The organism is Clostridium sp. AM27-28 (genome assembly GCF_003480955.1).
Taxonomy (GTDB): domain Bacteria; phylum Bacillota; class Clostridia; order Lachnospirales; family Lachnospiraceae; genus Otoolea; species Otoolea fessa.
The window spans coordinates 168,367-192,728 of sequence record NZ_QUJT01000002.1; the positions used below are offsets into that span (position 1 = coordinate 168,367).

General features: G+C 46.0%; 23 protein-coding genes. 14 read left to right on the top strand and 9 right to left on the bottom strand.

Annotation, left to right across the window (positions count from 1 at the left end; genetic code table 11):
* Positions 1 to 22 precede the first annotated feature (22 nt).
* Complete coding sequence (locus tag DW720_RS15685; RefSeq protein WP_182436511.1) at positions 23 to 172, top strand: hypothetical protein; 150 nt, start codon at positions 23 to 25, stop codon at positions 170 to 172.
* 73 nt (positions 173 to 245) lie between these two features.
* On the opposite strand, the gene DW720_RS03440 is transcribed toward DW720_RS15685, so the two are convergent.
* The 3 genes from DW720_RS03440 to DW720_RS03450 form a co-directional block, all read right to left on the bottom strand.
* Positions 246 to 1,145, bottom strand: coding sequence for a tyrosine-type recombinase/integrase (locus tag DW720_RS03440; RefSeq protein ID WP_118468267.1), 900 nt, complete (start codon positions 1,143 to 1,145; stop codon positions 246 to 248).
* A gap of 21 nt (positions 1,146 to 1,166) precedes the next feature.
* Positions 1,167 to 2,114, bottom strand: a complete 948-nt coding sequence (locus DW720_RS03445; protein WP_243017785.1) for a tyrosine-type recombinase/integrase — start codon at positions 2,112 to 2,114, stop codon at positions 1,167 to 1,169.
* Between the two features lie 202 nt (positions 2,115 to 2,316).
* Entirely contained in the window at positions 2,317 to 2,817 is a 501-nt protein-coding gene (locus DW720_RS03450) for a MarR family transcriptional regulator (protein ID WP_118481915.1), read from the bottom strand.
* A gap of 260 nt (positions 2,818 to 3,077) precedes the next feature.
* Here DW720_RS03450 and ftsH point away from each other — a divergent pair, with 260 nt between their 5' ends.
* The 8 genes from ftsH (at position 3,078) to guaA (ending at position 16,790) form a co-directional block, all read left to right on the top strand.
* Positions 3,078 to 4,955, top strand: a complete 1,878-nt coding sequence (gene ftsH, locus DW720_RS03455) for an ATP-dependent zinc metalloprotease FtsH (RefSeq protein ID WP_118749257.1) — start codon at positions 3,078 to 3,080, stop codon at positions 4,953 to 4,955.
* A gap of 428 nt (positions 4,956 to 5,383) precedes the next feature.
* Positions 5,384 to 6,577 (top strand): BMP family ABC transporter substrate-binding protein, encoded by a 1,194-nt coding sequence (locus DW720_RS03460; RefSeq protein WP_107000564.1) that lies wholly within the window; start codon positions 5,384 to 5,386, stop codon positions 6,575 to 6,577.
* 129 nt (positions 6,578 to 6,706) lie between these two features.
* Entirely contained in the window at positions 6,707 to 8,263 is a 1,557-nt protein-coding gene (locus tag DW720_RS03465) for an ABC transporter ATP-binding protein (RefSeq protein ID WP_107000563.1), read from the top strand.
* Positions 8,260 to 9,336, top strand: a complete 1,077-nt coding sequence (locus tag DW720_RS03470; RefSeq protein ID WP_022360157.1) for an ABC transporter permease — start codon at positions 8,260 to 8,262, stop codon at positions 9,334 to 9,336. Before DW720_RS03465 ends, DW720_RS03470 begins: the two co-directional genes overlap by 4 nt.
* On the top strand, positions 9,333 to 10,295 hold the full coding sequence (locus tag DW720_RS03475) for an ABC transporter permease (protein ID WP_118629035.1): 963 nt from the start codon (positions 9,333 to 9,335) through the stop codon (positions 10,293 to 10,295). Before DW720_RS03470 ends, DW720_RS03475 begins: the two co-directional genes overlap by 4 nt.
* A gap of 329 nt (positions 10,296 to 10,624) precedes the next feature.
* Complete coding sequence (locus tag DW720_RS03480; RefSeq protein ID WP_181986222.1) at positions 10,625 to 11,428, top strand: formate/nitrite transporter family protein; 804 nt, start codon at positions 10,625 to 10,627, stop codon at positions 11,426 to 11,428.
* Between the two features lie 300 nt (positions 11,429 to 11,728).
* Positions 11,729 to 14,581, top strand: a complete 2,853-nt coding sequence (gene uvrA, locus DW720_RS03485) for an excinuclease ABC subunit UvrA (RefSeq protein ID WP_118472205.1) — start codon at positions 11,729 to 11,731, stop codon at positions 14,579 to 14,581.
* Positions 14,582 to 15,248: 667 nt separating this feature from the next.
* Positions 15,249 to 16,790 carry a glutamine-hydrolyzing GMP synthase gene (guaA, locus tag DW720_RS03490; protein ID WP_117796206.1) on the top strand — a complete coding sequence of 514 codons (1,542 nt, stop codon included), beginning with the start codon at positions 15,249 to 15,251 and terminating at the stop codon, positions 16,788 to 16,790.
* Positions 16,791 to 16,870: 80 nt separating this feature from the next.
* On the opposite strand, the gene DW720_RS03495 is transcribed toward guaA, so the two are convergent.
* The 4 genes from DW720_RS03495 to DW720_RS03515 form a co-directional block, all read right to left on the bottom strand.
* Positions 16,871 to 18,055, bottom strand: a complete 1,185-nt coding sequence (locus DW720_RS03495) for a site-specific integrase (protein WP_011861907.1) — start codon at positions 18,053 to 18,055, stop codon at positions 16,871 to 16,873.
* Positions 18,056 to 18,091: 36 nt separating this feature from the next.
* Entirely contained in the window at positions 18,092 to 18,286 is a 195-nt protein-coding gene (locus DW720_RS03500) for a DUF3173 domain-containing protein (RefSeq protein WP_011861908.1), read from the bottom strand.
* Between the two features lie 573 nt (positions 18,287 to 18,859).
* Positions 18,860 to 19,099: a helix-turn-helix domain-containing protein gene (locus DW720_RS03510; protein WP_009009556.1), complete on the bottom strand. Its 240-nt coding sequence runs from the start codon at positions 19,097 to 19,099 to the stop codon at positions 18,860 to 18,862.
* Positions 19,096 to 19,515 carry a sigma factor-like helix-turn-helix DNA-binding protein gene (locus DW720_RS03515; protein ID WP_020994407.1) on the bottom strand — a complete coding sequence of 140 codons (420 nt, stop codon included), beginning with the start codon at positions 19,513 to 19,515 and terminating at the stop codon, positions 19,096 to 19,098. Before DW720_RS03515 ends, DW720_RS03510 begins: the two co-directional genes overlap by 4 nt.
* Before the next feature lie 600 nt (positions 19,516 to 20,115).
* Between DW720_RS03515 and DW720_RS03520 the strand changes: the two genes are divergently transcribed.
* Positions 20,116 to 20,472 (top strand): helix-turn-helix domain-containing protein, encoded by a 357-nt coding sequence (locus DW720_RS03520; RefSeq protein ID WP_009009558.1) that lies wholly within the window; start codon positions 20,116 to 20,118, stop codon positions 20,470 to 20,472.
* Between the two features lie 32 nt (positions 20,473 to 20,504).
* On the opposite strand, the gene DW720_RS03525 is transcribed toward DW720_RS03520, so the two are convergent.
* The gene (locus tag DW720_RS03525) at positions 20,505 to 21,200 is read right to left on the bottom strand and encodes a transposase (RefSeq protein WP_011861910.1); all 696 of its coding nucleotides are present in this window, start codon (positions 21,198 to 21,200) and stop codon (positions 20,505 to 20,507) included.
* A gap of 179 nt (positions 21,201 to 21,379) precedes the next feature.
* Between DW720_RS03525 and DW720_RS03530 the strand changes: the two genes are divergently transcribed.
* From DW720_RS03530 to DW720_RS03545, 4 genes are all read left to right on the top strand, one after another.
* Positions 21,380 to 21,949: a TetR/AcrR family transcriptional regulator gene (locus tag DW720_RS03530; RefSeq protein ID WP_011861911.1), complete on the top strand. Its 570-nt coding sequence runs from the start codon at positions 21,380 to 21,382 to the stop codon at positions 21,947 to 21,949.
* Positions 21,946 to 22,206: a competence protein TfoX gene (locus tag DW720_RS03535; RefSeq protein ID WP_094030748.1), complete on the top strand. Its 261-nt coding sequence runs from the start codon at positions 21,946 to 21,948 to the stop codon at positions 22,204 to 22,206. Before DW720_RS03530 ends, DW720_RS03535 begins: the two co-directional genes overlap by 4 nt.
* 230 nt (positions 22,207 to 22,436) lie before the next feature.
* Positions 22,437 to 22,679 (top strand): DUF3781 domain-containing protein, encoded by a 243-nt coding sequence (locus tag DW720_RS03540; RefSeq protein WP_011861913.1) that lies wholly within the window; start codon positions 22,437 to 22,439, stop codon positions 22,677 to 22,679.
* Positions 22,676 to 23,146, top strand: a complete 471-nt coding sequence (locus tag DW720_RS03545; protein ID WP_011861914.1) for a GyrI-like domain-containing protein — start codon at positions 22,676 to 22,678, stop codon at positions 23,144 to 23,146. The genes DW720_RS03540 and DW720_RS03545 overlap by 4 nt, the downstream gene beginning before the upstream one ends.
* Positions 23,147 to 23,447: 301 nt before the next feature.
* Here DW720_RS03545 and DW720_RS03550 read toward each other — a convergent pair whose 3' ends face one another.
* Positions 23,448 to 24,356: a conjugal transfer protein gene (locus tag DW720_RS03550; RefSeq protein ID WP_118314492.1), complete on the bottom strand. Its 909-nt coding sequence runs from the start codon at positions 24,354 to 24,356 to the stop codon at positions 23,448 to 23,450.
* Between the last annotated feature and the right edge of the window lie 6 nt (positions 24,357 to 24,362).

The window sequence follows — 24,362 nt, forward strand, 5'->3', positions numbered from 1 at the left end:
GGAGGAAGATTCTGAAAAGAAGGTGGAACAGAAGGTTGAGACAAAGCTGGACAGTGGGAAGCAGAAGAAAAAAGAGAATGCGGTAGAACGGTCGGGTGAAAACATTAGAACCGATAGCGCTGAGGAAGCACTTCCATATGAGCTCGTGATTGTGGAAGCAGAGAAAAAATAAATCTATAATAAAGGGGAAAGAATTGTGGAAAATGGCAGTTCTTTCCCCTTTTATGGTTTTCACACACCTGTGCCTACCACGTCACCACCCGGTCAATCACCGTCTGCTGTTCCTGACTCGATTTCATCAGGTAAATCCGGGTTGTTTCGATGCTGTCGTGTCCTAACAGATCCGCCAGCAGGGAAATGTCATTGAAGCGTTTCAAAAAATTGATGGCGTAGCGGTGCCGGAAAGAATGCGGGTACATCGTAGCCGGATTAATCCGGTAGCGCTTTGCGATGTTTTTTAACTGCATCTCGATGGCGCGTGCGGAGATGCAGGTGCGGCGGCGGGTCAGGAAGAGAAAGCCGCTGTCGATGCCGCGGGAGGCAAAGTAGGGGATTGCTTCCCCGCAGAGGGAGCGGGGGAAGAACAATCGCCGTATCTTGCCGCCTTTGGAGTAGAGATCGAGATAGCCAAGCTGCAGATCCTCCATTTTGATCTGGCGCAGTTCACTGACGCGCGCGCCGGTGGAGGCGAGAAAACGCACGATGAAATACCAGAAGTAATTTTCATCCTTTTTTAGCCGCCGTTTGAGCCGGTCATAATCTTTCTGGGAGATCACTGTATCAAGGTAGGTGTGCTTCTGCTCCCGGATGGGGCGCAGGCGGTAGTGACCCGTGGGAGTGATGCGGAGTGAATCTGTGGGGGCGGATATGGGGGATTGAAAATTCGCCTTTTCATTATCCAACAATCCTCTGTTTTGCATAAAATCCAGAAACCGGTTCATCCCCAGAATCCGCGTATTCACTGTCGATGGCTTATAACATTCCAGCAGCCAGCGCCGGTACGACTGCAGGTGCTCGACTGAAAGGCTGTTATAATGCGAAAAAAACAGCCGGACGGAACAGCTGTAGACCCGGATGGTGATGGCGGCGTGCCCCTGTTTTTCAAGGTAAATGCCAAAGTCGGAAATAAGTGTTTCAAAATTCATATGTGCTTCATTTCCTCCTCTCTACCAGGTGACTACCCGGTTGACAATCTCATACTGCTCGCTGCTGGAACGACGCAGGTAAATCCGGGTTGTTTCGAGATTTTTGTGTCCAAGCAGATCGGAGAGCAGGGAAATATCGCCGCATTTTTCGATAAAACTCTTGGCAAACCGGTGGCGGAATGCATGCGGATGTACCATTTCCGGTGTCATGTGGTAGGAGAGGGCGATGGTTTTGAGCTGGCTGCGGATGCCGCCTGGAGAGATGGGGGAATCGAAGCGGTTGAGGAAGATGGGACCGTGGGATTTGTGGAGAAAGGAAAGCCATTTGAGGGTATCGGTTCGGAGTGACTGTGGGATGTAGATGCGCCGGACTTTATTTCCTTTGGAATAGATGTCCTTATAGCCGGAGAAAATATCTTCTGCCTGGAACTGAATCACCTCGCTGACCCGGACGCCGGTTGCCGCCATGAAACGGATGAGAAAATAGTAAGTGTACCGTTCATCCCGAAGCAGGCAGCGTTTCAGGTATTCATAATCCGCCTCGCTGATCATGTGATCCAGATATGTTTTCTGCTGGATTTTTACCATGGGAAGATGCCCGGGATAGAGCTTTTTAAAATCCAGGTAGGCATTCAAAGCCCGGATCCGCTGGTTGATGGTCTGCGGCTTGTAGTGCTCGAGCAGAAAGATTTTGTATAGCTTTAAATTGGGGTAAGTAATGTCACGGTAATAGGTAAAATACTGCCGTACAGCATAAGTGTAAGCGCGGAGTGTCTCATCGGCAAGGTTGCGCGTGAGCAGGTAGCGGGCAAATTCGTCCGCGGCCTTTTGGGCTCTTGCAGGTGCGGCAGCACGCGTTTGACCGGAAAGGCGTGGAATGGCAGCAGAAGTTTGCCTGGATGAGAGGGGGAGAGTGTGTTTGCTATGAGCAGCGTGTGGAAAAATATGATTTTCTATCATTTGTGGCATAATATGTAGGAACCTTCTTTCTGTATCATTGAGAAACGTCCATTGGCACAGAAAGAAAACTCTGCCGAGGCGTGGAACACACCGGAACGGATGAAAGGATGAAATGGCAGAGAAATCAATCCGGAATGCTGCTGGACGTTACAAAAGTCAATTATACAGGATTTAAAAGAAAGCGGAGAAAAAAGTGTCTCCGGTGTCTTTATCATACGGATACATTCTTTACAGGTTCATCGGTTTCACAGTTGAATTTCTTCATTAATTCCATCAGGCGGCACAGGCACTCGTCCATCGATGCCAGTTCTTCCGGGGTGTAAGCGCGCAGCCCAAACAGGGTGGAAGACAGCATTTCCTGCTTCATCTGGTTCATCATCTCACGGCCGGAATCGCAGATGCGGATGTAGACGCGGCGGCGGTTGGCTGTATCATGGATCCGCTCGACCAGACCGCGTTCCTCAAGAACCTTGATCATATGGGAGAGCTGCTGCTTTGTGATACTCAGCTTGTCTGCCAGCTCAGACATGGTATAGTCCTGGTCCGCCCAGCTGTCGAGCGCGATCAGGGCGAAAAATGGAAGCGAGTTGACTTTCATATCATGGCTTGGCTGGTAGTGGCATTTTGCCAGGGAGAGAAAGCCGAGTGCAAACTCCAGGAAGTGGATACCGGTGTTTTTTAAAAGATTTGAATTTTTTTTGCCTGGATTCATAGGAAAACCTCCAAATTTAAATATCAAAGTAATAAAATGCGGTCCATTTCACAAACATAAATTGCAAACAAGGAAACATCAATTTACTTGTACTCTAGCACATCCAGACAAAAAGGTCAACAAATATAAAAAGTAAATAAATATTTACTATTGTGGATTGACAAATAACAAAGAATGCGGTATATGTTAATGTATCACGAAACGATGTGACGGAAACACAGAAACCATCTGTCACAGACTCACAATAAGGAGAACAATCTATGGTAGAGAACACGAACGGCGGCGGAAAGCAGCCGCCCAGAAAATCATTTTTATATTATTATGGATTGGTTATGCTGATTGTCATGCTGTTAAATATTTTCCTCTTTCCATCTATGATGGATCGGACGCAGCAGGTGCGGTTTGACCAGTTCAGCGATCAGTTGAAGGAAGACAATGTCGATGAAGTGTATGTGACGACGAACAATGAGATCGTTTATACGCTGAAAAATGACAATAAAAACACAGCGTGGAATGTCACCTACAAAACCGGCGAGATTCCGGGTGTCAACCTATATGATCTGCTGGATGGTAAGGACGTGAAATACAGTGCGGAGATCAACACACAGGCGTCACCGCTGCTGAATTTCCTGCTGACCTGGATCCTGCCGCTGATTCTCTTTGTGGGAATCGGACAGCTCATGGGACGTTCACTGATGAAACGGATGGGCGGCGGACCCGGCAACGCAATGACGTTTGGAAAGTCGAATGCGAAGATTTATGCAGAATCCGAGACGGGTATCACATTTGCAGATGTGGCTGGCGAGGAAGAGGCGAAGGATGCGTTAAAAGAGATTGTCGATTTCCTGCATAAGCCGGAAAAATACTCGGAGATCGGTGCGGTGCTGCCGAAGGGCGCCCTGTTAGTCGGACCTCCAGGAACCGGTAAAACGATGCTGGCGAAGGCCGTTGCCGGGGAAGCACACGTTCCGTTCTTCTCGATCTCCGGTTCGGAATTTGTTGAGATGTTTGTCGGCATGGGTGCGGCAAAGGTGCGTGATTTATTTAAACAGGCCAATGAAAAAGCGCCGTGTATCGTATTTATCGACGAGATCGATACGATTGGTAAGAAGCGTGACGGCGCCGGCATGGGCGGCAATGACGAGCGCGAGCAGACGCTGAACCAGCTTCTGACTGAGATGGATGGTTTTGACGGCAAGAAGGGTGTTGTCATTCTGGCGGCGACCAACCGTCCGGAATCCCTCGATCCGGCGCTGCTTCGTCCGGGACGTTTTGACCGCCGGATTCCGGTAGAGCTGCCGGATCTGAAAGGCCGTGAGGCAATTCTGAAAGTCCATGGCAAAAAGGTTAAAGTGGATGAGAGTGTGGATTACAATGAGATCGCCCGTGCCACCAACGGTGCGAGCGGCGCGGAGCTGGCAAACATTGTCAATGAGGCGGCGCTGCGGGCAGTCCGGATGGGACGAAAGACCGTGTCCCAGCAGGATCTGGAAGAGAGTGTCGAAACGGTTATTGCCGGATATCAGAAGAAGGATGCCGGTGTTTCCGGGGATGAGAAGAAGATTGTCTCCTACCATGAGATCGGTCATGCGCTGGTAGCGGCGCTGCAGACGCACTCGGCTCCGGTCCACAAGATCACGATTGTGCCGCGAACCTCCGGGGCACTCGGATATACGATGCAGGTGGAGGCGGATCAGCGCTTCCTGATGAGCAGGGAAGAGGCGTTCAACAAGATCGTGACACTGACCGGCGGCCGTGCGGCGGAGGAGCTGATCTTCCATTCTATCACGACTGGGGCTTCGAATGATATCGAACAGGCAACCAAGATCGCCCGTGCGATGGTGACGCGTTACGGCATGAGTGACCATTTCGGCATGGTAGCGCTCGAGACGGTCAACAACGCCTACTTAGGCGGCGATACTTCCCTGGCTTGTTCGGCAGAGACGGCGGCGAGGGTCGATGAGGAAGTGATTGTGCTGGTAAAGAGCGCGTATGAGAAAGCGAAAGCTATTCTTTCCGGGCATGAGGATAAGCTTCATGAGCTGGCAGACTATCTTTTGGATAAGGAGACGATTACCGGTGAGGAGTTTATGAAGATTCTGGAAGAGAAGAAAGAGGATGGCGAGGCAGAGGCTTAAAACAGAGCCGTGTATTATAAGGTGGACGGTTACGTGTTTGCCGAAGTTATAAGAGAAATCAGTTACAGTGAGCTGAGCAGGTATCAGGCATTTTGAAAGGAAATGTCTGGTGCCTGTTTTTGTGTTGTCTGCGTCGAAAAAAGATGCTGGCAGCTGATTCCTCCGGTGTTCCCTTCCTGCATATCGGGGGATTACAGGAGAGAAAAAGAAATAAGTAAAACTTATGAAAAGAGATTAATAAATATCACAGTAAAAATCAGGCAAATTCCTTGAAAATCGTCTGTAAATATGCAATAATATTTCCTGTATCGATCCAAATTTTCGGGAATGCGGTTTTATTTTCGGATTTCAAGTTCTGCGAGGGAATTCTGACAAACGATGAGAAAGGGAGAGAACCGCATTCGCAGGCATTCTTAGGAGGAAATGTTATGAGAAAAGTAGTAAGCGTGTTACTGAGCGCTGCCATGGCGCTGTCCCTGTGTGCAGGCTGTTCTTCTTCGTCTTCTGATACAGCAGATACGAAGGCAGCGGAGGAAAAGGGAGCTGACGCGGCAGACACAGAAGCAGGCGAGGCAGCAGAGGGCGTGATGCCGGCAGTTGCTAAAGAGGATCTGAAGGTCGGAGTGATTCATATTGGAAATCCGGCGGATGGTTCCGGTTACAGCTATACGCATGATCAGGGTATAGTAGCGATGCAGAAAGCCGTTGGTCTGGAGGATGATCAGATTATCCGCAAGAACAACGTAGCGGACGATGATCAGACTGCCATCGAGACAGCAATGCGCGAGTGTGTCGAGGAAGGATGCCAGATTATCTTCGCGACAAGCTGGGGCTACATGGATGCATGCGAGGCACTGGCAGAAGAATATCCGGACGTTATCTTCTCCCATGCAACCGGCTACAAATCCAACGGTGTGAACTTTAACAATTATTTTGGACGGATTTATCAGTCCCGTTACCTCACTGGTATCGCGGCTGGTTTAAAGACAGAGAGCAATAAGATCGGTTATGTCGGCGCCTGGGGCAAGGACAATGCCGAGGTTACCGGCGGATGTGACGCATTTGCAATGGGTGTATATTCTGTAAACCCGGATGCAACCGTTTACATCAAGACCACCAACAGCTGGTACGATCCGGAAGGTGAGAAACAGGCAGCCGTAGCCCTGATCAACGAGGGCTGTGATGTCATTGGACAGCACTGCGATACACCGAACCCGCAGCTGGCAGCTGAGGAAGCTGGCGTATTTGGTGTTGGTTACAACTCTGATATGAGCAAGGATGCTCCGAAGGCAGTTCTGACCTCCACCGTTTGGAACTGGGGCGCATACTATACCAAAGCTGTACAGGATCTGATTGATGGTACATGGACAGGCGAGAACTACTTCGGCGGTCTGGAGGAAGGTCTGGTAGACATTTCCCCGTTATCTGACCTGTGCGTAGATGGTACGCAGGAGAAGATCGACGAGGCACGTGCGAAGATCGAGTCTGGCGACTGGGATGTATTTGACGGCGTGATCGAGTGCAACGACGGAACCACCGTTGGCACCGAGGGCGAGCATATGTCTGATGCAGATATCACAGGCAATATCCACTGGTACTTCAAGAACATCGTAGAGAAATAATCACGGAATTGTACATAACAGATAAAAGGAGGCAGCTTCAAATGGATCCATTTTCATTTGCGGCACCTCTTTTTTCTTTTTTAGGAAATTGATTAAAAAATTGGTTAAATATTCATTTGAGGTGACGATATGACAGAACAGTATGCCATTGAGTGTAGGCAGATCACGAAAGCATTCGGAAGCGTCGTGGCGAACGATAAGATTGATCTGACCGTCCGGTACGGCGAGATTATGGCACTTTTGGGAGAAAATGGTTCCGGTAAGACAACGCTCATGAACATGCTTTCCGGTATCTACCACCCAGATGCCGGTTCGATTCTGGTTGGAGGAAAAGAAGTCTCCATAAATTCGCCGGTAGATTCGAGAAATTTAGGAATAGGTATGATTCATCAGCATTTCAAACTGGTGGATGTGTTCAGTGCGATGGATAATATCGTGCTGGGAACCAAGGGAAAACGGCTGGGAAGAAAGGCGTTGCGGGAAAAAATTGAAGCGCTTGGACAGTCATTTGGACTTGAAATTGAACCGGAGAAAAAGGTCTACGACATGTCGGTCAGCGAGAAGCAGACGGTCGAGATCCTGAAGGTATTATATAGAGGTGCCCAGATCCTGATTCTGGACGAGCCGACGGCAGTCCTGACGCCGCAGGAGACGGAGCGGCTGTTTAAAATCCTGCGCCGGATGCGGGAACAGGGCTGTGCGATTATTATTATTACCCATAAATTAAATGAGGTCCTTTCTATCAGTGACCGTGTCACGATTCTGCGAAAAGGAAAGAGCATCGAGACGGTGGAAACTGCCGGATGTGATGAGAAGAAACTTACGGAGCTTATGGTTGGACGACCAATCAGCTTGAATATCGAGCGCCCGGAGATGGAGAAGAGAGAGACTATTTTGAAGATTGTCGATCTGACCGTCGATAAGAGTGACGGCGGCGTGGCGCTGGATGATATTTCTTTTGAGATTAAAACAGGCGAGATTCTGGGCGTTGCCGGTGTTGCCGGAAGCGGCCAGAAAGAACTCTGCGAGACGCTGACCGGGTTGATGGACGCGAAAAAGGGCGCTATTTTGTACCGTAAGGAAAATATCATCGGTAAGACTCCGGCGGAGATCATCCGCCTCGGAATCAGTATGAGTTTCGTGCCGGAGGATCGTCTCGGCATGGGACTGGTTGCTTCAATGGGTATGGTTGATAATATGCTGCTCAAGTCCTATTCGGAAGGGAAAGGATTGTTTGTAGACCGGAAACCGGCGAGGGAGATGGCAGAACGCCTGATCGGAGAACTGGGAATCGTGACGCCGGGCGTTGATACGCCGGTGCGTATGATGTCGGGGGGCAATGTCCAGAAGGTACTTTTGGGACGTGAGATTGAGTCGAGCCCGCAGGTGCTGATCACGGCTTACCCGGTGCGAGGGCTTGATATTAATTCTTCCTATCTGATTTACGATCTCCTGAACCAGCAGAAGAAAAAGGGCGTGGCGGTTGTCTATATCGGAGAGGATCTGGATGTGCTTCTGGAGCTTTCAGACCGGATCATGGTACTCTGCCATGGAAAGATCACGGGTATCGTGGATGCGAAGAAGCTCACAAAAGAACAGCTGGGACTGATGATGACCGGTACCGAGGCGGGCGAGCTGGGGCTGGATAAGAGTATGGCATCCGAAAAGAAGGAGGAACAGGCATGAAAGAACCGTGGATCCGCGTTGTAAAAAAGGCGGAACTTGGAAAAAGAGAAACATTGATCCTCCGTCTGGAGGCGATCGTGCTGGCTCTGGTGGCAGGCGGATTCTTTATCCTGCTGATTGGGCAGAATCCATTTGTCATTTATCAGACGATTGTAACCGGAGCGCTGCGAAGCGAGATGGCGATACAGGCGACGGTCAAAATCATGATTCCACTTTTGATTGCGTCGCTGGGCGTGACGCTGGCATTTAAAATGAAATTCTGGAACATCGGAGCTGAGGGACAGATCATTATGGGCGGTATTTTTGCCTCGTATTTTGCCCTGTTCCATGCAAACTGGAATCACTGGCTGCTGGTGATCGTGATGTTTCTGGCAGGCGCGATCGGCGGAGGTCTGTGGGGACTCATTCCGGCGTGGTTTAAGACCCGGTATGATACGAACGAGACGCTGTTTACGCTGATGTTAAACTATATCGCGCTGAATGTCATCGTATTTTTGAGAGAGGGCGCATGGCGTGACCCAGGTTCCCAGGGATATGCGAAGATTGCCCGTTTCAATAAGAATGCGGCGCTCGATAAGGTGTTCGGCATCCAGTTCGGCTGGGTGATTGCGCTGATTCTTGTGGTAGTGATAGCGGTTTACTTAAATCGTTCCAAGCAGGGATATGAGATCAGCGTCGTGGGAGAAAGCCAGGAGACAGCCCGCTATGCCGGCATGAATGTAAAAAAAGTGGTTCTGCGGACGATGTTTCTGTCCGGCGCTGTCTGCGGCATCGGCGGCATGGTGCAGGCGACCGGTTCGGATGTCACTCTGACGACGGCAGTTGCCGGAGGTGTCGGATTTACGGCGATCATCGTGGCATGGCTGGCACAGTTGAATCCGCCTGTGATTCTGCTGGTTACCTTTTTGTTCAGCGTGCTGGAAAAAGGAAGCAGCGTAGTTCAGTCTTCATTCGGATTGTCCTCGGACTGCGCGGATGTGCTGCAGGGAATCATCCTGTTCTTCATTCTGGGATGTGAACTGTTTATACGGTATCAATTTGTATTTCGCGGAAAAGGAGGTACACGCGCATGAGCAGCGAGATCGTAATTAAATTTCTGGTGGCGGCTGTATTGGCGGGTACGCCTTTCCTGTTTGGTACGGTTGGCGAGATTCTGAGTGAAAAAGTCGGACATCTGAATCTGGGCGTCGAGGGCATGATGTCGATCGGGGCATGTGCCGGATTCATGGTCGGCTATCAGACGGATAACTTTGTTGCGGCGCTGTTAGCTGCGGCGGTGGCTGGAATGCTGTCGGCATTGATTTACGGTGTTTTGACTGTCACATTTATGGCAAATCAGAACGTAACGGGATTGACTCTGACGATTTTCGGCGTCGGATTATCCAATTTTATCGGTGTCTTTATGCTGGAAAAATCAGAAAACGGCACACTGAAGCTGCCGGATGCGGTGACGGCACAGATGCGTAACATCCACATCCCGGGGCTTAGTGATCTGCCGGTGGTCGGAGAATTGTTATTTTCCTATAACCCGTTCGTTTATCTTGGAATCATCATCGCGATTGCGGCAAGTATCTACTTATATAAGACACAGGTTGGTTTAAATGTACAGGCGATCGGCGAAAATCCGGGTGCAGCGGACGCAGTGGGAATCGAAGTTACGAAGTGGAGATACATCAATATCCTGCTCTCAGGTGCCATCTGCGGCATCGGCGGTGCATATTGCTCCATGATCATCAACGGCGGTGTGTGGCTGCGCGACAGCGTCGGCGGTCTTGGCTGGATCTCCGTTGCCCTCGTTATCTTCGCGGCATGGAAGCCGGTCAATGTTATTTACGGTTCTTTTATTTTCGGTGCGCTGCGCGTGCTGAAATACTATGTGCCGAAAAATACGTATGCAATTCCGACGGCATTTTTCGATGCACTTCCATTCATTATCACTGCCCTCGTGCTGGTGATTGCATCGATGCGTAAGAATAAGGGTGCACATATTCCGGCGCATCTGGGTGAGAATTATTTCCGGGAGGAACGGTAGGAAAATGAAGGGGAACTTATAGGATTTGTGGGAGGGCTGCAAAAAGTAGTCACATGAAATAATAAGGGAAGCCCTTGATAGGTGATGTCAGATGGCGGCTTGAGATGATAGGACGACATCAGAAATGATATAGAAATAATAGAAAAGACGGTTGTTTGTCAAAGATTTTAAAGGGATAGAACAGAAAGATCGGACGAAAACCGTCTTTTTCTGTTTGAAATGGAAGGAAAGGTTATAAAACGATGTGGCAGGTTCGGAAATTCAGAAGATAAAAGGAAGAATTTGAAAAATGAATTTCGGACATAGAAAGGCTGATGGGAGGAAAATCTATGATTGCATCGAAACAGATTGCAGAAAATTATGTGGAGACGGGCAGAAAAAAGGCGGAACTTCCGGTGTCTCATATGCTGATACTCGGCTTTTTCGCCGGAATGTTCATCGCGCTGGCAGGCGCGGGGGCGTCGGTTGCCTCGGCAGCAATGACAAATGGCTCGGCATCGCGGATTGCTTCGGCACTCGTATTCCCGGCAGGATTGGCGCTGGTGGTCTGCACCGGGGCGGAACTTTTCACTGGGAACTGCCTGATGACGATCTCGGCGCTGCAGAAACGGATTTCCGTGGGCGGGCTGTTTAAAAATCTTCTGTTTGTCTATCTGGGAAATCTGATTGGCGCGATCTTTGTGGCGGTTTTATTTGTCTACGGGCATATTCCAAGCCTGTACGGCGGCAATCTGGCGCAGGTTCTTCTGAATACAGCCGTTTCCAAGGTGACCCTGACTCTGTCGGAGGTGCTGTGCCGTGCGATCCTCTGTAATGTGCTGGTTTGTATTGCAGTCTGGGCGGCGATGAGCTCCGAGCAGGTATCTGGCAAAATTCTGGCGCTTTACCCGCCGGTGGCGATTTTCATTCTCTGCGGCTTCGAGCATTGCATCGCCAATATGTTTTACATCCCGGCGGGGCTGATGATCATGGGCGAGTACGGTCTGGCAGCGGAAGGGCTGACGATCGGAACCTTTATTCTCAATAATCTGATTCCGGCTACGATCGGAAATATGATCGGCGGGATGCTGGTGATTGGAGGCGGGTACTGGCTGGTGTATCTTCGGGGAACGAAAAATCGTGAAATAAAATGAATGCGTGAAAAAATGAAATAGGGCGAAAGGGTATTTTTGTCTGGTCTCCATGTTAGGTTTGGAGTCGGGCGGAGGTGCCCTTTTTGTATTAGAATTGATGAAAAGTTTGACTTCTATTCCCAAGGAATATCTATGTTTAGCTGATTCAATTTTATCAAACAGAACAAATGTTTGCAAAGACTTTTGGAATGTGTTATACTAAGCATAATTACAGGGAAGACTGTGACTATAATGACTATAAAATAAGTCAGTAGCGACATGATAAAACAGAGCAGAGTCAATGATAATTGAGGTACAGATATGGCGAAGCAATATATAAAGATACGAGGTGCCAATGAGCACAATCTGAAAAACATTTCCATTGATATTCCGAGAAATGAGCTGGTCGTCCTGACCGGACTTTCTGGTTCGGGTAAATCATCTCTGGCATTTGACACGATCTATGCCGAAGGGCAGCGGCGGTATATGGAGTCCCTGTCGTCTTATGCGCGTCAGTTCTTAGGTCAGATGGAAAAGCCGGATGTCGAGAGCATCGAGGGCTTGTCCCCGGCGATCTCTATCGACCAGAAATCGACGAACCGGAATCCGCGTTCGACGGTCGGCACAGTGACGGAGATCTATGATTATATGCGTCTTTTGTACGCACGAATCGGTATTCCGCATTGCCCGAAGTGCGGTCGTGAGATCCGCCGCCAGACGGTCGATCAGATGGTTGACCAGATCATGGCGCTGCCAGAGCGCACAAAGATCCAGCTTCTTGCCCCGGTCGTGCGCGGGCGGAAAGGACGCCACGAGAAAGTGCTGGAGCAGGCAAAGAAGAGCGGTTATGTCCGTGTGCGGGTGGACGGCAGCTTATACGAGCTTTCCGAGGAGATCACGCTGGATAAAAATATCAAGCACAATATTGAGATTGTGGTCGATCGCCTGGTGGTCAAGCCGGGGATTGAGAAACGCCTTTCGGATTCGATTGAAACGGTCATGGGTCTCTCCAATGGTCTGATGCTGACCGATACGGCGGTGCGGGATGAAAACGGCGAAGAAAAGCACGATACCCTGACGTTCAGCCAGAATTTTTCCTGCCCGGACTGCGGTATCAGCGTGGATGAGGTCGAACCGCGCAGCTTCTCTTTCAACAACCCATTTGGTGCGTGCCCGGACTGCTTCGGTCTGGGATATAAGATGGAGTTTGATGAGGATCTGATGATTCCAGACAAGAGCCTGAGCATCAATCAGGGTGCGATCACGGCGATGGGATGGCAGTCTTGCACGGACAAAACGAGCTTTTCCGGCGCGATCTTAAATGCATTGGCAAAAGAATACGATTTCAGTCTGGATACCCCGTTTGAAGATTATCCGAAGGAGATCCATGATATTTTAATTTACGGAACCGGCGGCAAGGTTGTGAAGGTGTATTACCGTGGACAGCGTGGCGAGGGAATTTATGATATTGCCTTTGAGGGGCTGATTCAGAGCATGAACCGCAAATACCGTGAGACGTTCTCTGATTCAATGAAGGCGGAATATGAGACATTTATGCGGATCACGCCGTGTCCAGCCTGCAAGGGGCAGCGATTAAAGAAGGAATCTCTGGCAGTCACGGTTGGCGGGAAAAATATTTTCGAGGCGACCGATATGTCGATCGTCAAATTCCGCGAATTTATCGATGCGCTGGAGCTGACGCCGATGCAGCAGGCGATCGGTGCGCCGATTTTGAAAGAGATTCGGGCGAGGATCAGCTTCCTTATCAATGTCGGTCTGGAATACCTTTCCCTGTCGCGTGCGACTGGCACGCTGTCCGGCGGCGAGGCGCAGCGAATCCGCCTGGCAACCCAGATCGGCTCCGGTCTGGTCGGTGTGGCATATATTCTGGACGAGCCGAGTATCGGACTTCACCAGCGGGACAACGACAAGCTTCTGGATACCCTGAAACACCTGCGGGATCTGGGAAATTCAGTTCTGGTGGTTGAGCATGACGAGGATACGATGCGCGCGGCAGACTGTATCGTGGACATCGGTCCGGGCGCGGGCGAACACGGCGGCGAGGTCGTGGCGATCGGCACAGCGGAAGAGATCATGAAAAATGAAAAATCGATCACCGGCGCATATTTGAGCGGGCGCATTCAGATTCCGGTGCCGTCCGAGCGGAGAAAACCGGCCGGCTGGCTGACGGTGAAAGGCGCAGCGGAAAATAATCTTAAGAATATCGACGTCAAATTCCCGCTGGGCGTGATGACCTGCGTCACCGGCGTTTCCGGTTCGGGAAAGAGCTCACTTGTCAATGAGATTCTTTATAAAGCGCTGGCAAAGAAGCTGAACCGAGCACACACGATTCCGGGAAAACATAAATCCATCGAGGGCGTCGAGCAGCTCGATAAGATTATCGCGATCGACCAGTCTCCGATCGGGCGGACGCCGCGTTCCAATCCGGCAACCTATACGGGGGCATTTGATCTGATCCGGGATCTGTTTGCGGCATCTACGGATGCCAAGGCAAAAGGCTACAATAAAGGACGTTTCAGCTTCAATAAAAAAGGCGGGCGCTGTGAGGCGTGCTCCGGCGACGGTATCATCAAGATCGAGATGCATTTCCTGCCGGATATCTATGTGCCGTGTGAGGTCTGCGGCGGCAAGCGCTATAACCGGGAAACGCTGGAGGTCAAATATAAAGGGAAAAGCATCTATGATGTCCTCAATATGACGGTTGAGGAGGCGATGAAATTCTTCGAAAATGTGCCGTCCATACACCGGAAGATTGCGACACTCTACGATGTAGGACTTTCCTATATCCGCCTGGGACAGCCGTCCACCGAGCTGTCCGGCGGTGAGGCACAGCGAATCAAGCTGGCGACGGAGCTGAGCAAGCGTGGAACCGGCAAGACGATCTATATTCTGGACGAACCGACTACGGGACTTCATTTTGCCGATGTACACCGTCTGATTGAGATATTAAGACGTTTGTCGGATGGTGGAAATACCGTGGTTGTCATTGAACATAACCTGGATGTCATCAAAACTGCTGACTACCTGATCGACATCGGACCGGAAGGCGGCGAGGGCGGCGGAACCGTGATTGCGAAAGGAACACCGGAAGAGGTGGCAGCGACGCCGGGATCGTATACGGGGAAGTATGTGAAGAAATATTTAAATGTTTAGGACAATAAGCGGGAATCCTCGGCAATTCAATTACCGAGATGAAAGCGCAGGGTGTGCATATCTGCACAATGCAAATAGTATAATAATTCTCATCCTTTGCTCTCAGTTGAGAAGCCCCACCTCTTTAGGTGGCGAGTAATAACAAATTTGTCTTAGTGGGAGTTAGGTCTCCGATTGAGATAAACGCTCCGCGAGGATGCGCAGTGATTCTGCATAGAATATGCATTTTTACTTGCGGATAGGAATTTTCTGCACTGAAAATTCCGTACGATATCATACTGGTAGCGGATTTTGCCGATGCTTCGCTGACCAGAATCACGCGCCAAGTCTCACGGATGTTCGACTTGAATTGAATCGAAAAGCATTTTTCTGAAAAAAGTGCCTGAAAATACCGTAAAAATGGCTTGTCTTTAATTGCCGGGTATTTTATAATAAAAGTTACAGGAATTGACAGGAAGAGAACGTGGTATAGCTGCTGAACAGATTGCGACCGGTTATTTTTCGATTGGCGGCGATGGGGCTGAAACGGAGCGATTACCTGCGGCAGCAGTATGACTGTTACAGTTCACATGTTGTGCAAGCGTGTGACCATAAATCCTGGAAGTTGATTCGAAGCTACAAGTTGATGAAGTACGGATCGCAGCATAAAATTATAGGAGGAATACTCGTGGAGAAAGAGATGATCATTGTACTGGACTTTGGCGGACAGTACAATCAGTTGATTGCCAGAAGAGTAAGAGAGTGTAACGTATATTGTGAGGTTCATCCTTACACCCTGCCGCTGGAAAAAATCAAAGAGATGAACCCGAAGGGTATCATTTTCACCGGCGGACCGAACAGTGTATACAAGGAGGAATCTCCGAGATGTTCAAAGGAAATCTTTGATCTGGGAATCCCGGTACTGGGTATCTGCTATGGCGCACAGCTGATGTCCTACCTGTTAGGTGGCGAGGTTGCCACAGCACCGGTCAGCGAATACGGAAAGACTGAGGTAGAGGTAGACACAACATCTAAGCTGTATGAGGGTGTATCCCCGAAGACCATATGCTGGATGAGCCATACCGACTATATTTCCAAGATGCCGGAAGGTTTCCGTGTGACAGCCCATACTCCGGTCTGCCCGATTGCAGGTATGGAAAATGAAGAAAAAGGCTGGTACGGCATCCAGGCACATCCTGAGGTACTTCATACACAGGAAGGCTCCAAGATGCTGCATAACTTCGTATACAGTGTCTGCCATTGTGCAGGTGACTGGAAGATGGATGCGTTCGTAGAGAAATCCATCGAAGAAATCCGTAAAAAAGTAGGAAATGGTCGTGCCCTTCTGGCTCTGTCCGGCGGTGTAGACTCTTCCGTAGCAGGCGTCCTGATGGCGAAAGCGATCGGCGACCAGCTGACCTGCGTATTCGTCGATCACGGTCTGCTTCGTAAAAACGAGGGTGACGAGGTAGAGGCAGTATTTGGTCCGAACGGTCCGTACAAGCTGAACTTCATTCGTGTCAATGCACAGCAGCGTTTCTACGACAAGCTGGCAGGTGTAACCGATCCGGAGCGCAAGCGTAAGATCATCGGCGAAGAGTTCATCCGCGTATTTGAGGAGGAAGCAAAGAAGATTGGCAAAGTAGATTACTTCGTACAGGGTACGATTTACCCGGATGTGATTGAGTCCGGTCTTGGAAAATCCGCTGTTATCAAGTCCCACCACAACGTAGGCGGACTTCCGGAACATGTAGATTTCAAGGAGATCATCGAGCCGCTGCGTATGCTGTTTAAAGATGAGGTCCGCCGCGCCGGTCTGGAACTTGGTATTCCGGAAAATCTGGTATACCGTCAGCCGTTCCCGGGTCCGGGACTTGGCGTTCGTATCATCGGTGAGGTAACAGCAGAGAAGGTACGCATCGTACAGGATGCAGACGCTATCTACCGCGAGGAGATCGCAAAAGCAGGTATCGACCGCACACTCGGTCAGTACTTCGCAGCCCTGACCAATATGCGTTCCGTAGGCTGCATGGGCGATGTCAGAACCTATGACTATGCCATCGCACTTCGTGCCGTCCTCACATCCGACTTCATGACCGCAGAATCCGCAGAACTTCCGTGGGAAGTACTCGGAAAAGTCACAAGCCGAATTGTAAATGAGGTGAAAGGTGTAAACCGCGTACTGTATGATTGCACGGGGAAACCGCCGGCTACGATTGAGTTTGAATAGTTGGAGCAGAGCTTCAAAGCCTTTATTTTCAAGGGTTTTGAGGCTCTTTTCTTTTAGAATTGCATTTTGATTGCATTTTTTTATTCAACTGCTCTGTGATAGATTGCTGTATGCTGATTGCTGGTGTAATCGGCAACACTGGTTGTTGCCGGAGTATAGGTGAGAACACCAGTTAATTTTTTGGCAACTTCTACGTTGGTGTTGGGATATAAATGTCCGTAGGTTCCCAACGTGGTCTGTATCTTTTCATGTCCCAGACGTTCTTTAATCAATAAAGGATTTTCTCCCATACTGATGAGCAGGGAAGCATGGGAATGTCTGAGTGCATGAATTTTGATACGGTGTACGCCTGCCAATCCAGCAAGTTTTTCTAATGCCCGTGGGAGGGTGTGCTTACTGGTGGGAATCCCATTATAGCTTAGTACAAGGTCGCAGTCCTTTAAAACCTTTTGCTGTACTTCCTGCCATGCTTTTAATTCTTTGATGGTATCTGTGTCAATATAGATAGTGCGAATACTGGCTTGCGTCTTTGGCTCCACAAATTTGTATTCGTCCATTGTTTTATAGTACAGCGTCTTCGTTATACTTAAAAGTCCGGTTTCAAAGTTGATGTCCGACCATTGCAGGGCTGCGGCTTCTCCGATTCTCATTCCGGTCATAAACAGGAGCCAGTATGAAATGAAAAGGTAATGTTCGTAATAATCTCCCTTGTAGAGCAGGGAAATTACCTTTTGAAATTCATCCAGTGTCCAGAAATCCACTTTTGTTTTCTTGCTCTTGATGTTTCCTATCATTCGTGATGGATTTTTCTTTGCAAGACCGAGAACAACTGCTCTGTCAAAGGCAATAGAGAGCATACCCTGTACAATACGGATATAGTTTGGACTAAATTCTTTTGCGAGTTCAAGCTGCCAGTTCTGGACGTTAATGGGTTCTATCTCATCCACCGTCATTTTGTAAAAGTATGAAAAATGCTTCTGAATGGTAGAACGGCGGTTCAGATAGGTGCTTTCCTTTACTTGTGTTTTATACCAAGGAAGATAAGTTTCCTCAATAAACTGTTGAAAAGATAGCTGCTGTTTCTTTTCTGTTAATTCTTCTGTAGATGTCAGCATAAGTTTTGAATATGCTTCTCTGGCTTCTTTTTTTGTCTTGAATCCGCTTTTGTATTTCTGAATCTGTTTTCCGGTAATCGGATGAAAACCTAAGTTTGCTCTAAAATAATAAGTTCCGTTTTCTGCTTTCTTAATAGGGTCTTTTGCCATGATTTCACTCCTTACATAAATGTGCAAGAAGTACAATCAGTTTGATTTATCAGTAAAAGTAATCCCTAGCAATTCTTCCACAGCTTCTCTGGGAACCCTGTCCAGTTTGCGTGACTGATAGTAGGTATGCCCTTTTGAAATCATAAGTTTTTTTGCTTCTCTTATGATGTCTGCTGCGAATGAAGTTCCATAACCCAGTTCTATTAAGTCTTTTTTTGTTACTGTAATCATGTTCCTCCTTTCCATAGACCAGATATGGAACCCTCAATATCTGTCTATATTATATCAGATTTTGTGGCAAAAGTAATATTAAGATTGTATTTCCTGCAAATAGTTATTTGATTTTGAATGAAAAATTCTAATTCAAAATGGTATCTAAGCAAGCCGAACAGCTTTCGCTAAAGCTCATGGGAATCTCACCCCTGCATGGTTCTCATCCAGCCGTACCCTTTGCCAGCGGTGCTACATCATCACACGGACTAAGGCTGTACGGAAGTATCATTATCACAATAGAAAGGTCATGGCGGCAGCTCTGCGGTAAGCTACTTATGGAACGCTGGCAGGAATCGCTATCCGGTATCATCCCTCCTTTGGTGGGTTACGGCGTGCCAGCCCAACGGCTCTCTTTCTATCGAAACGTATTCGGCTGCTTTATGCTGCGTTGATTAGACGCTTTCTTTTTCAAGGAACAATCCGGCTTTGTCAGCCTGTTAAAATGCACTGGTGATAATGCACTTTAATAGACTGGCAAGCTCTGTCTGGGAAGCATGGGTTTGTCCACGCTTCCACAGGCGAGCGTTATTTCTAGTTTGGTTCCCTGATTTCAAAAGATAAAATCTTTGCAATCAGACGTGTTTCCATCCGGCGGCGTAGGGTCTCATCTACAACCATGTGGGTATTTCCATATTCGTCTTTCATGGGACGCATGGAACGGCTGGCAATAAAACCGCTGTAATGGCGTACAATCTGGTTGACTGCTTCAATATCGCCGTCCGTAGCTCTTACAATCACAGGAAACGGAATCATAGGGTGCTTTGCTGTCATGCTTCGTCCTCCATAAATTTTTTGATAAATTCCAGTCCGGCGTGTCTTCTTCTCTGGATGGTAGAACGGTTGACTTCCAGAATTTTTGAGATTTCCGTATCGTCAAATCCAAGAAAATAATATCGCAGGATAACGTCACGTTTCTTTCCGTCCAGACTTTCTAATGCTTCGGCTAACAGGCTGTTTTCAATGCGGACAGTAAATCCATCCATTTCAAAAGTATGGAAGTGGGATGGATAGGTGTCTTCGGAAGAAAACAGATTGACGGTGTAATCGTCCATATCACAGAACAGGGTTTCCCGTTTACACTGTCTGGACAACGCTTTGAGATAGTCTTTGCGTTCATCCTCCATAGCGACTTTACAGATATAATCAAACTGGTTCTCTATGGTTGTCTGAAATTCAGATGGCTTCATCATTGTTCACCCCCTTTCCAGCCTTGAAAGGGAGCGAGTTGATAGGAATTTCTGCTTCTTTCCCCCTTTTCGCTCTTAGTCCCGACAGGACAGGGGGTGCAGTTGCGTTTTGAAAAGAAAAATTTAAAAACTTTTTCTTCCAACTAAAAAAGCACGCAAACAGACGATATTTCTGTTTGTGTGCTTTGATAGTTCTTTCTATGTATTCTGAAAAACCACATTGAGGGTCAGAATTTTCTAGTGTAGGTAGATGGCTTTTTTTAACGGTTTACCGAATGTAGATATATTTAAGAAAATATTTTGCATAGCGGCTTCCTCCTGTAAGCCGCCGGAGCCTAAAAAAAGCTGACTTTAATACAACCTCCATATATTCTGGAAAAAATAAAGACGGCGGCTTTTGTCAAACCGTCGTCTGGAAAGATTTATGAGATTTTGACGCAAGAAAAGTGTACTGCCAAATAACGGTTTTTTTTATTTCCGTTTCAGCAGCATAGTTTTATCTTTGATACGCATAATAGGAACTGTACAACTATACAATACGTTTTTCTATACCTGTCACTATTATAACAGGAACAGTAAAATGTATGGAGGTGGTGTATTATGCGTAAAAAAGAAGATAAATATGATTTCAGGGCGTTGGGGCTTGCCATAAAAGAAGCCCGTAAAAAACAGGGTTTGACCCGTGAACAGGTGGGAGCAATGATTGAGATTGACCCACGCTATTTAACCAACATTGAGAATAAAGGGCAGCACCCAAGTTTACAGGTGCTTTACGACCTTGTATCTCTGCTGAATGTATCAGTGGATGAGTTTTTCTTGCCTGCCAGCAGTCAGGTGAAAAGCACCAAACGTAGGCAGTTAGAAAACAAAATAGACAATTTCACAGACGCTGACCTTGTTATTATGGAAAGCGTTGCAGATGGTATTGTCAAATCTAAGGAAGTGGGGGAAATGTAAATCCTCCACTTTTGTTTATAATTGCAGTGATATTAGAATTGATACTCTGCAATATTTTTGAAATCATTGTTCAACACATAATATACCTTATTTTTAGCAACGGAATATATAAAAGAAACTCTGGTTGCCCAAAGTCCTTCCTGACGTACTGACCTAAGTACATCAAAGGCGTTGGAAATAGAGAAGTTTTCTCCATATCCTTGCAGTAAATCCTTTGCCTTTTCATATCTGTTATCCCCAGATAAAACATATGGATTAGTCAATTCTGGTTTTAAAATGGAGTAATTTGTTATTAAGGAATATTTTTCTTTTTCCAAGCGATACCCAATCCCCGGTTCAATAATGAGAACACGCCCATTTCTATCCGAAAACATAGCCTGCATAGTAGTGTCAGGTGCATAAGTAATTTTCTTTTTTTTCACTATTTCCAATGAATCGTCAAAAGAGAGATTGCCTTTTATAAAGTTTTCTGTCAAATCAGCTATTGTATAGCATGATTCATTACTGCAAAATTGTGCATTGTCATTTCCATGTACATACAACAATGTGCCAACATTCCCATTTCTATTGATTCCGTGAAAAGAGTGGTACTTATTATCGGACATTTTTATCCCTATAAAAAAACGGTCTTTTTCGGCAATTACAGTATGTTCCCATTCAGAAAGGTCAATATCAAAATTGAACCCAACAATGGTTTCTTTTCCATTATACACAAATCTTGTACACATATTTGTATTTCCTTTCGTAAACTAATTTGAATAACATAAAAACTAATTACATTAGTAATTTTAAATATTGTAAGACTGTTTGTCAATACAAGAGTTCATTTTTTTTAACCAAATTATTGACTTCATTAATTTGATTACTTAAAATGAAGTAAATGATGTATAGAAAGAGGAAAATGAATATGCGAGTTACAAAAGCCGAAGTTATAAAAACTGCTTCTGATATGGCTGATAGAAATGGACTTCATAATGTTTCTTTGAAAGCTATTGCTGAAAATTTAGGGATTCGTACCCCCTCCTTATATAATCATATAGGAAGTTTGGATGAACTTCTTAGGGAGATAGCACATAGTGGTATGCGTACTATGAATGAAAAAATGATTCGTGCAGCAATCGGTAAGACAGGGGATTCAGCATTAAAATTAGTGGCAGTTGAATATCTTAATTATATGATTGAACATCCCGGTGTTTATGAAATAATTCAATGGGCTAGTTGGAATGGAACAGAGGAAACAGCAATCATTTTTAATGATTATCTATCTTTACTTAAAACACTTATTTGCTCATGTGGCTTTAATCCAGATAAGACCACTGAAATTTTGAACATGGTAACAGGTATGCTTCATGGTTATACAACTTTACAATTAAGATATGCTTTTTCTAATCCTGATAAAGTAAGAAAAGAATTATCCGAAGCAATTGACACACTACTATTGGGAGCTAATCAAAAATATAAAGACTACAAGAAATAACATATCGTGCAATGATGGGAGAATTTATTATCTATTATCGTGGAAAAATCGTTGGCGGTATATATGATGATAGGTTACTGGTAAAACCAACAAAGTCTGCAATTTCTTATATGCCAACAGTTACTTATGAAATTCCATACGAAAATGCCAAAGAAATGTTATTGGTGGAAGAAATTGATAATAAAGATTTTCTGACGGGGTTATTTAATGTGATGTATGATGAACTACCAACGCCAAAACCTAAAAAGAAAAAATAAACAGTTTCTAACTTGACAATTTCATATCCATACATACAAAGCAGTTAGTCTTAGGATTGACTGCTTTTTTCTTACCAAAATTATAGATTGGAGTAATGAAATGATATACTCTTAGAACTTTTTAACAAGATTATTGAAGCATAAAATTTTATTGTAGTGCTGATATGAGAATGATATAATTGGGATATGAAATATACAAATAAATCTGTTGAAAAATGAGGTGTCAAAATATGGCAAATGAATTATTGGAAAACTTGGATAGACTTCAGACAACTGAACTTGGCGTTATTCGAATTAAAAAGAACTTATCTTTGAATGTAGAAAACGTGATTGAATGGTGTAAAGAAAAAATCAGTCTTTCTAATGCGAAAATCATAAGAAAAGGGAAAAACTGGTATATAACGATTGATAATTGTATTATAACGGTAAATGCGTACAGTTATACCGTTATCACTGCTCACAAAGTAAAATGATGAATTTTTCTATAAAGGAATTAAATGCATTTGCAGTTATTGGGCAGGAAGTAGAACTGACTAATTATCAAAAAAAGAATATTCAGATTAGTACACAGTTTTGGAGAAAATTTAACAGTAGTTTGAAGAAATCATATCTTTCACAATCGGGAAATTGGGTAAAATATGCTTTTATGGAACGAAGAAATGGAAAACTTTATTATTTCTGTTCTATACCAAAGAGAACTATTCTTCCAGACAACTTTCTGTATAAAGAAATACCGTCATATAAATATTTGGTCGTGGAGCATATTGGTGCTATGGGGAAAATATATGAAACTTATAGAAAAATTTATCAGGAAATTATTCCTAATACACCATATACCCCTATAAAAAATATTATCCTGCACTTTGAAAAATATGATTACCGTTTCCATTGGAATAGAGATAATTCAGTTATTGAAATTTGGATACCTATTCAAGATTAGAAGCAATTCCATATCCATACACACAAAGCAGTTAGTCTTAGGATTGACTGCTTTTTAAAAAGACACCATTTAGGTGTAATGATGTCTTTTGGGTGTTATTTTATAGTCATATCAAGGCTCATTCAATCGTGGTAAATTAGTGGTAAAATGAATGGTTTTCTATACTCCAAAATGCTTGAAAGTATAGTGGTTATGCGAATAATCCAAAATTAGATATAAAATTTAATGATAAATTTTAAAAAGAGATACTTTATAAGAGAAACGTGCAAATCTCAAATGAGAAATGCACGTTTTTCTATAACTATTTCACAATCTTCCAGTTTTCCCTGTTCTTTTCCAGCACAAGGTCAAACTGCGATACCTGTGTTGTCATGGTCTGGTTATCCAGATATTTCACTGCAAGGGAAGCTGTCACCTGATTTCCGTTTCGATTGTAAACTGGATTCACCAGTTCCGAGAAAATGTATTCTTTCCCCACAGGTTTCAGTACGCCCTCATTCACATAATAGGTCAGCTCCTTTGCGGTTGCCGTAGGGTACAGCTTGAAAAAGGTAGTGAGAAATTCGTTGATTTCTTCCGTAGTGATGGAATCCACTGTACCGTCACTTTGTACCGCTTTCGGCGTATAGCCGGATTTTACGGGAACGCTGGTAATGGTTGGGTTCTGGATAATTGTCAGGTTTCCAGAGCTGTCCACATAGACCGTCACCTGATAGGCGGAACGGACAGTTTTACTGGATTCTCCCTCTGTGATACGCTGTTCCACTGTATAGGTCACTTGATAATGCTGTTCCTTTTCTTCTGTGATTTCCCATATCTGAAAATCGGTCAGGGCAGACGATACGGGGATGTCCTTTCGGACAGTATCTACATTCAGGGCTTGCAGTTCTCCGGTGAGATACCCTTTTAAAGCGTTTGTCCGGTTGTCAATGGAAGCGGCGGACTGTTCCCATGAATAGTAGACTTCTGCGAAATTCTCCACAAAATTCTCTATCTTGTGAGTGTCGAGGATTTGTTCCTCAATTACTTTGGTTTCATGGACAGTATGAATGTCTATCGCCGTGAAATTCTTATAGACGGCAAACAGGAAGCTCACCGCCAGCAGCACCCACAGGGCAATCACAGTTTTTTTGTGGGTATTGACTTTGTAAACTTTCAGTTTCTTTTCTTTCTGCTTTTTCTGGTTTTCCTCTTTTCTAATCTGAATCATATCGGT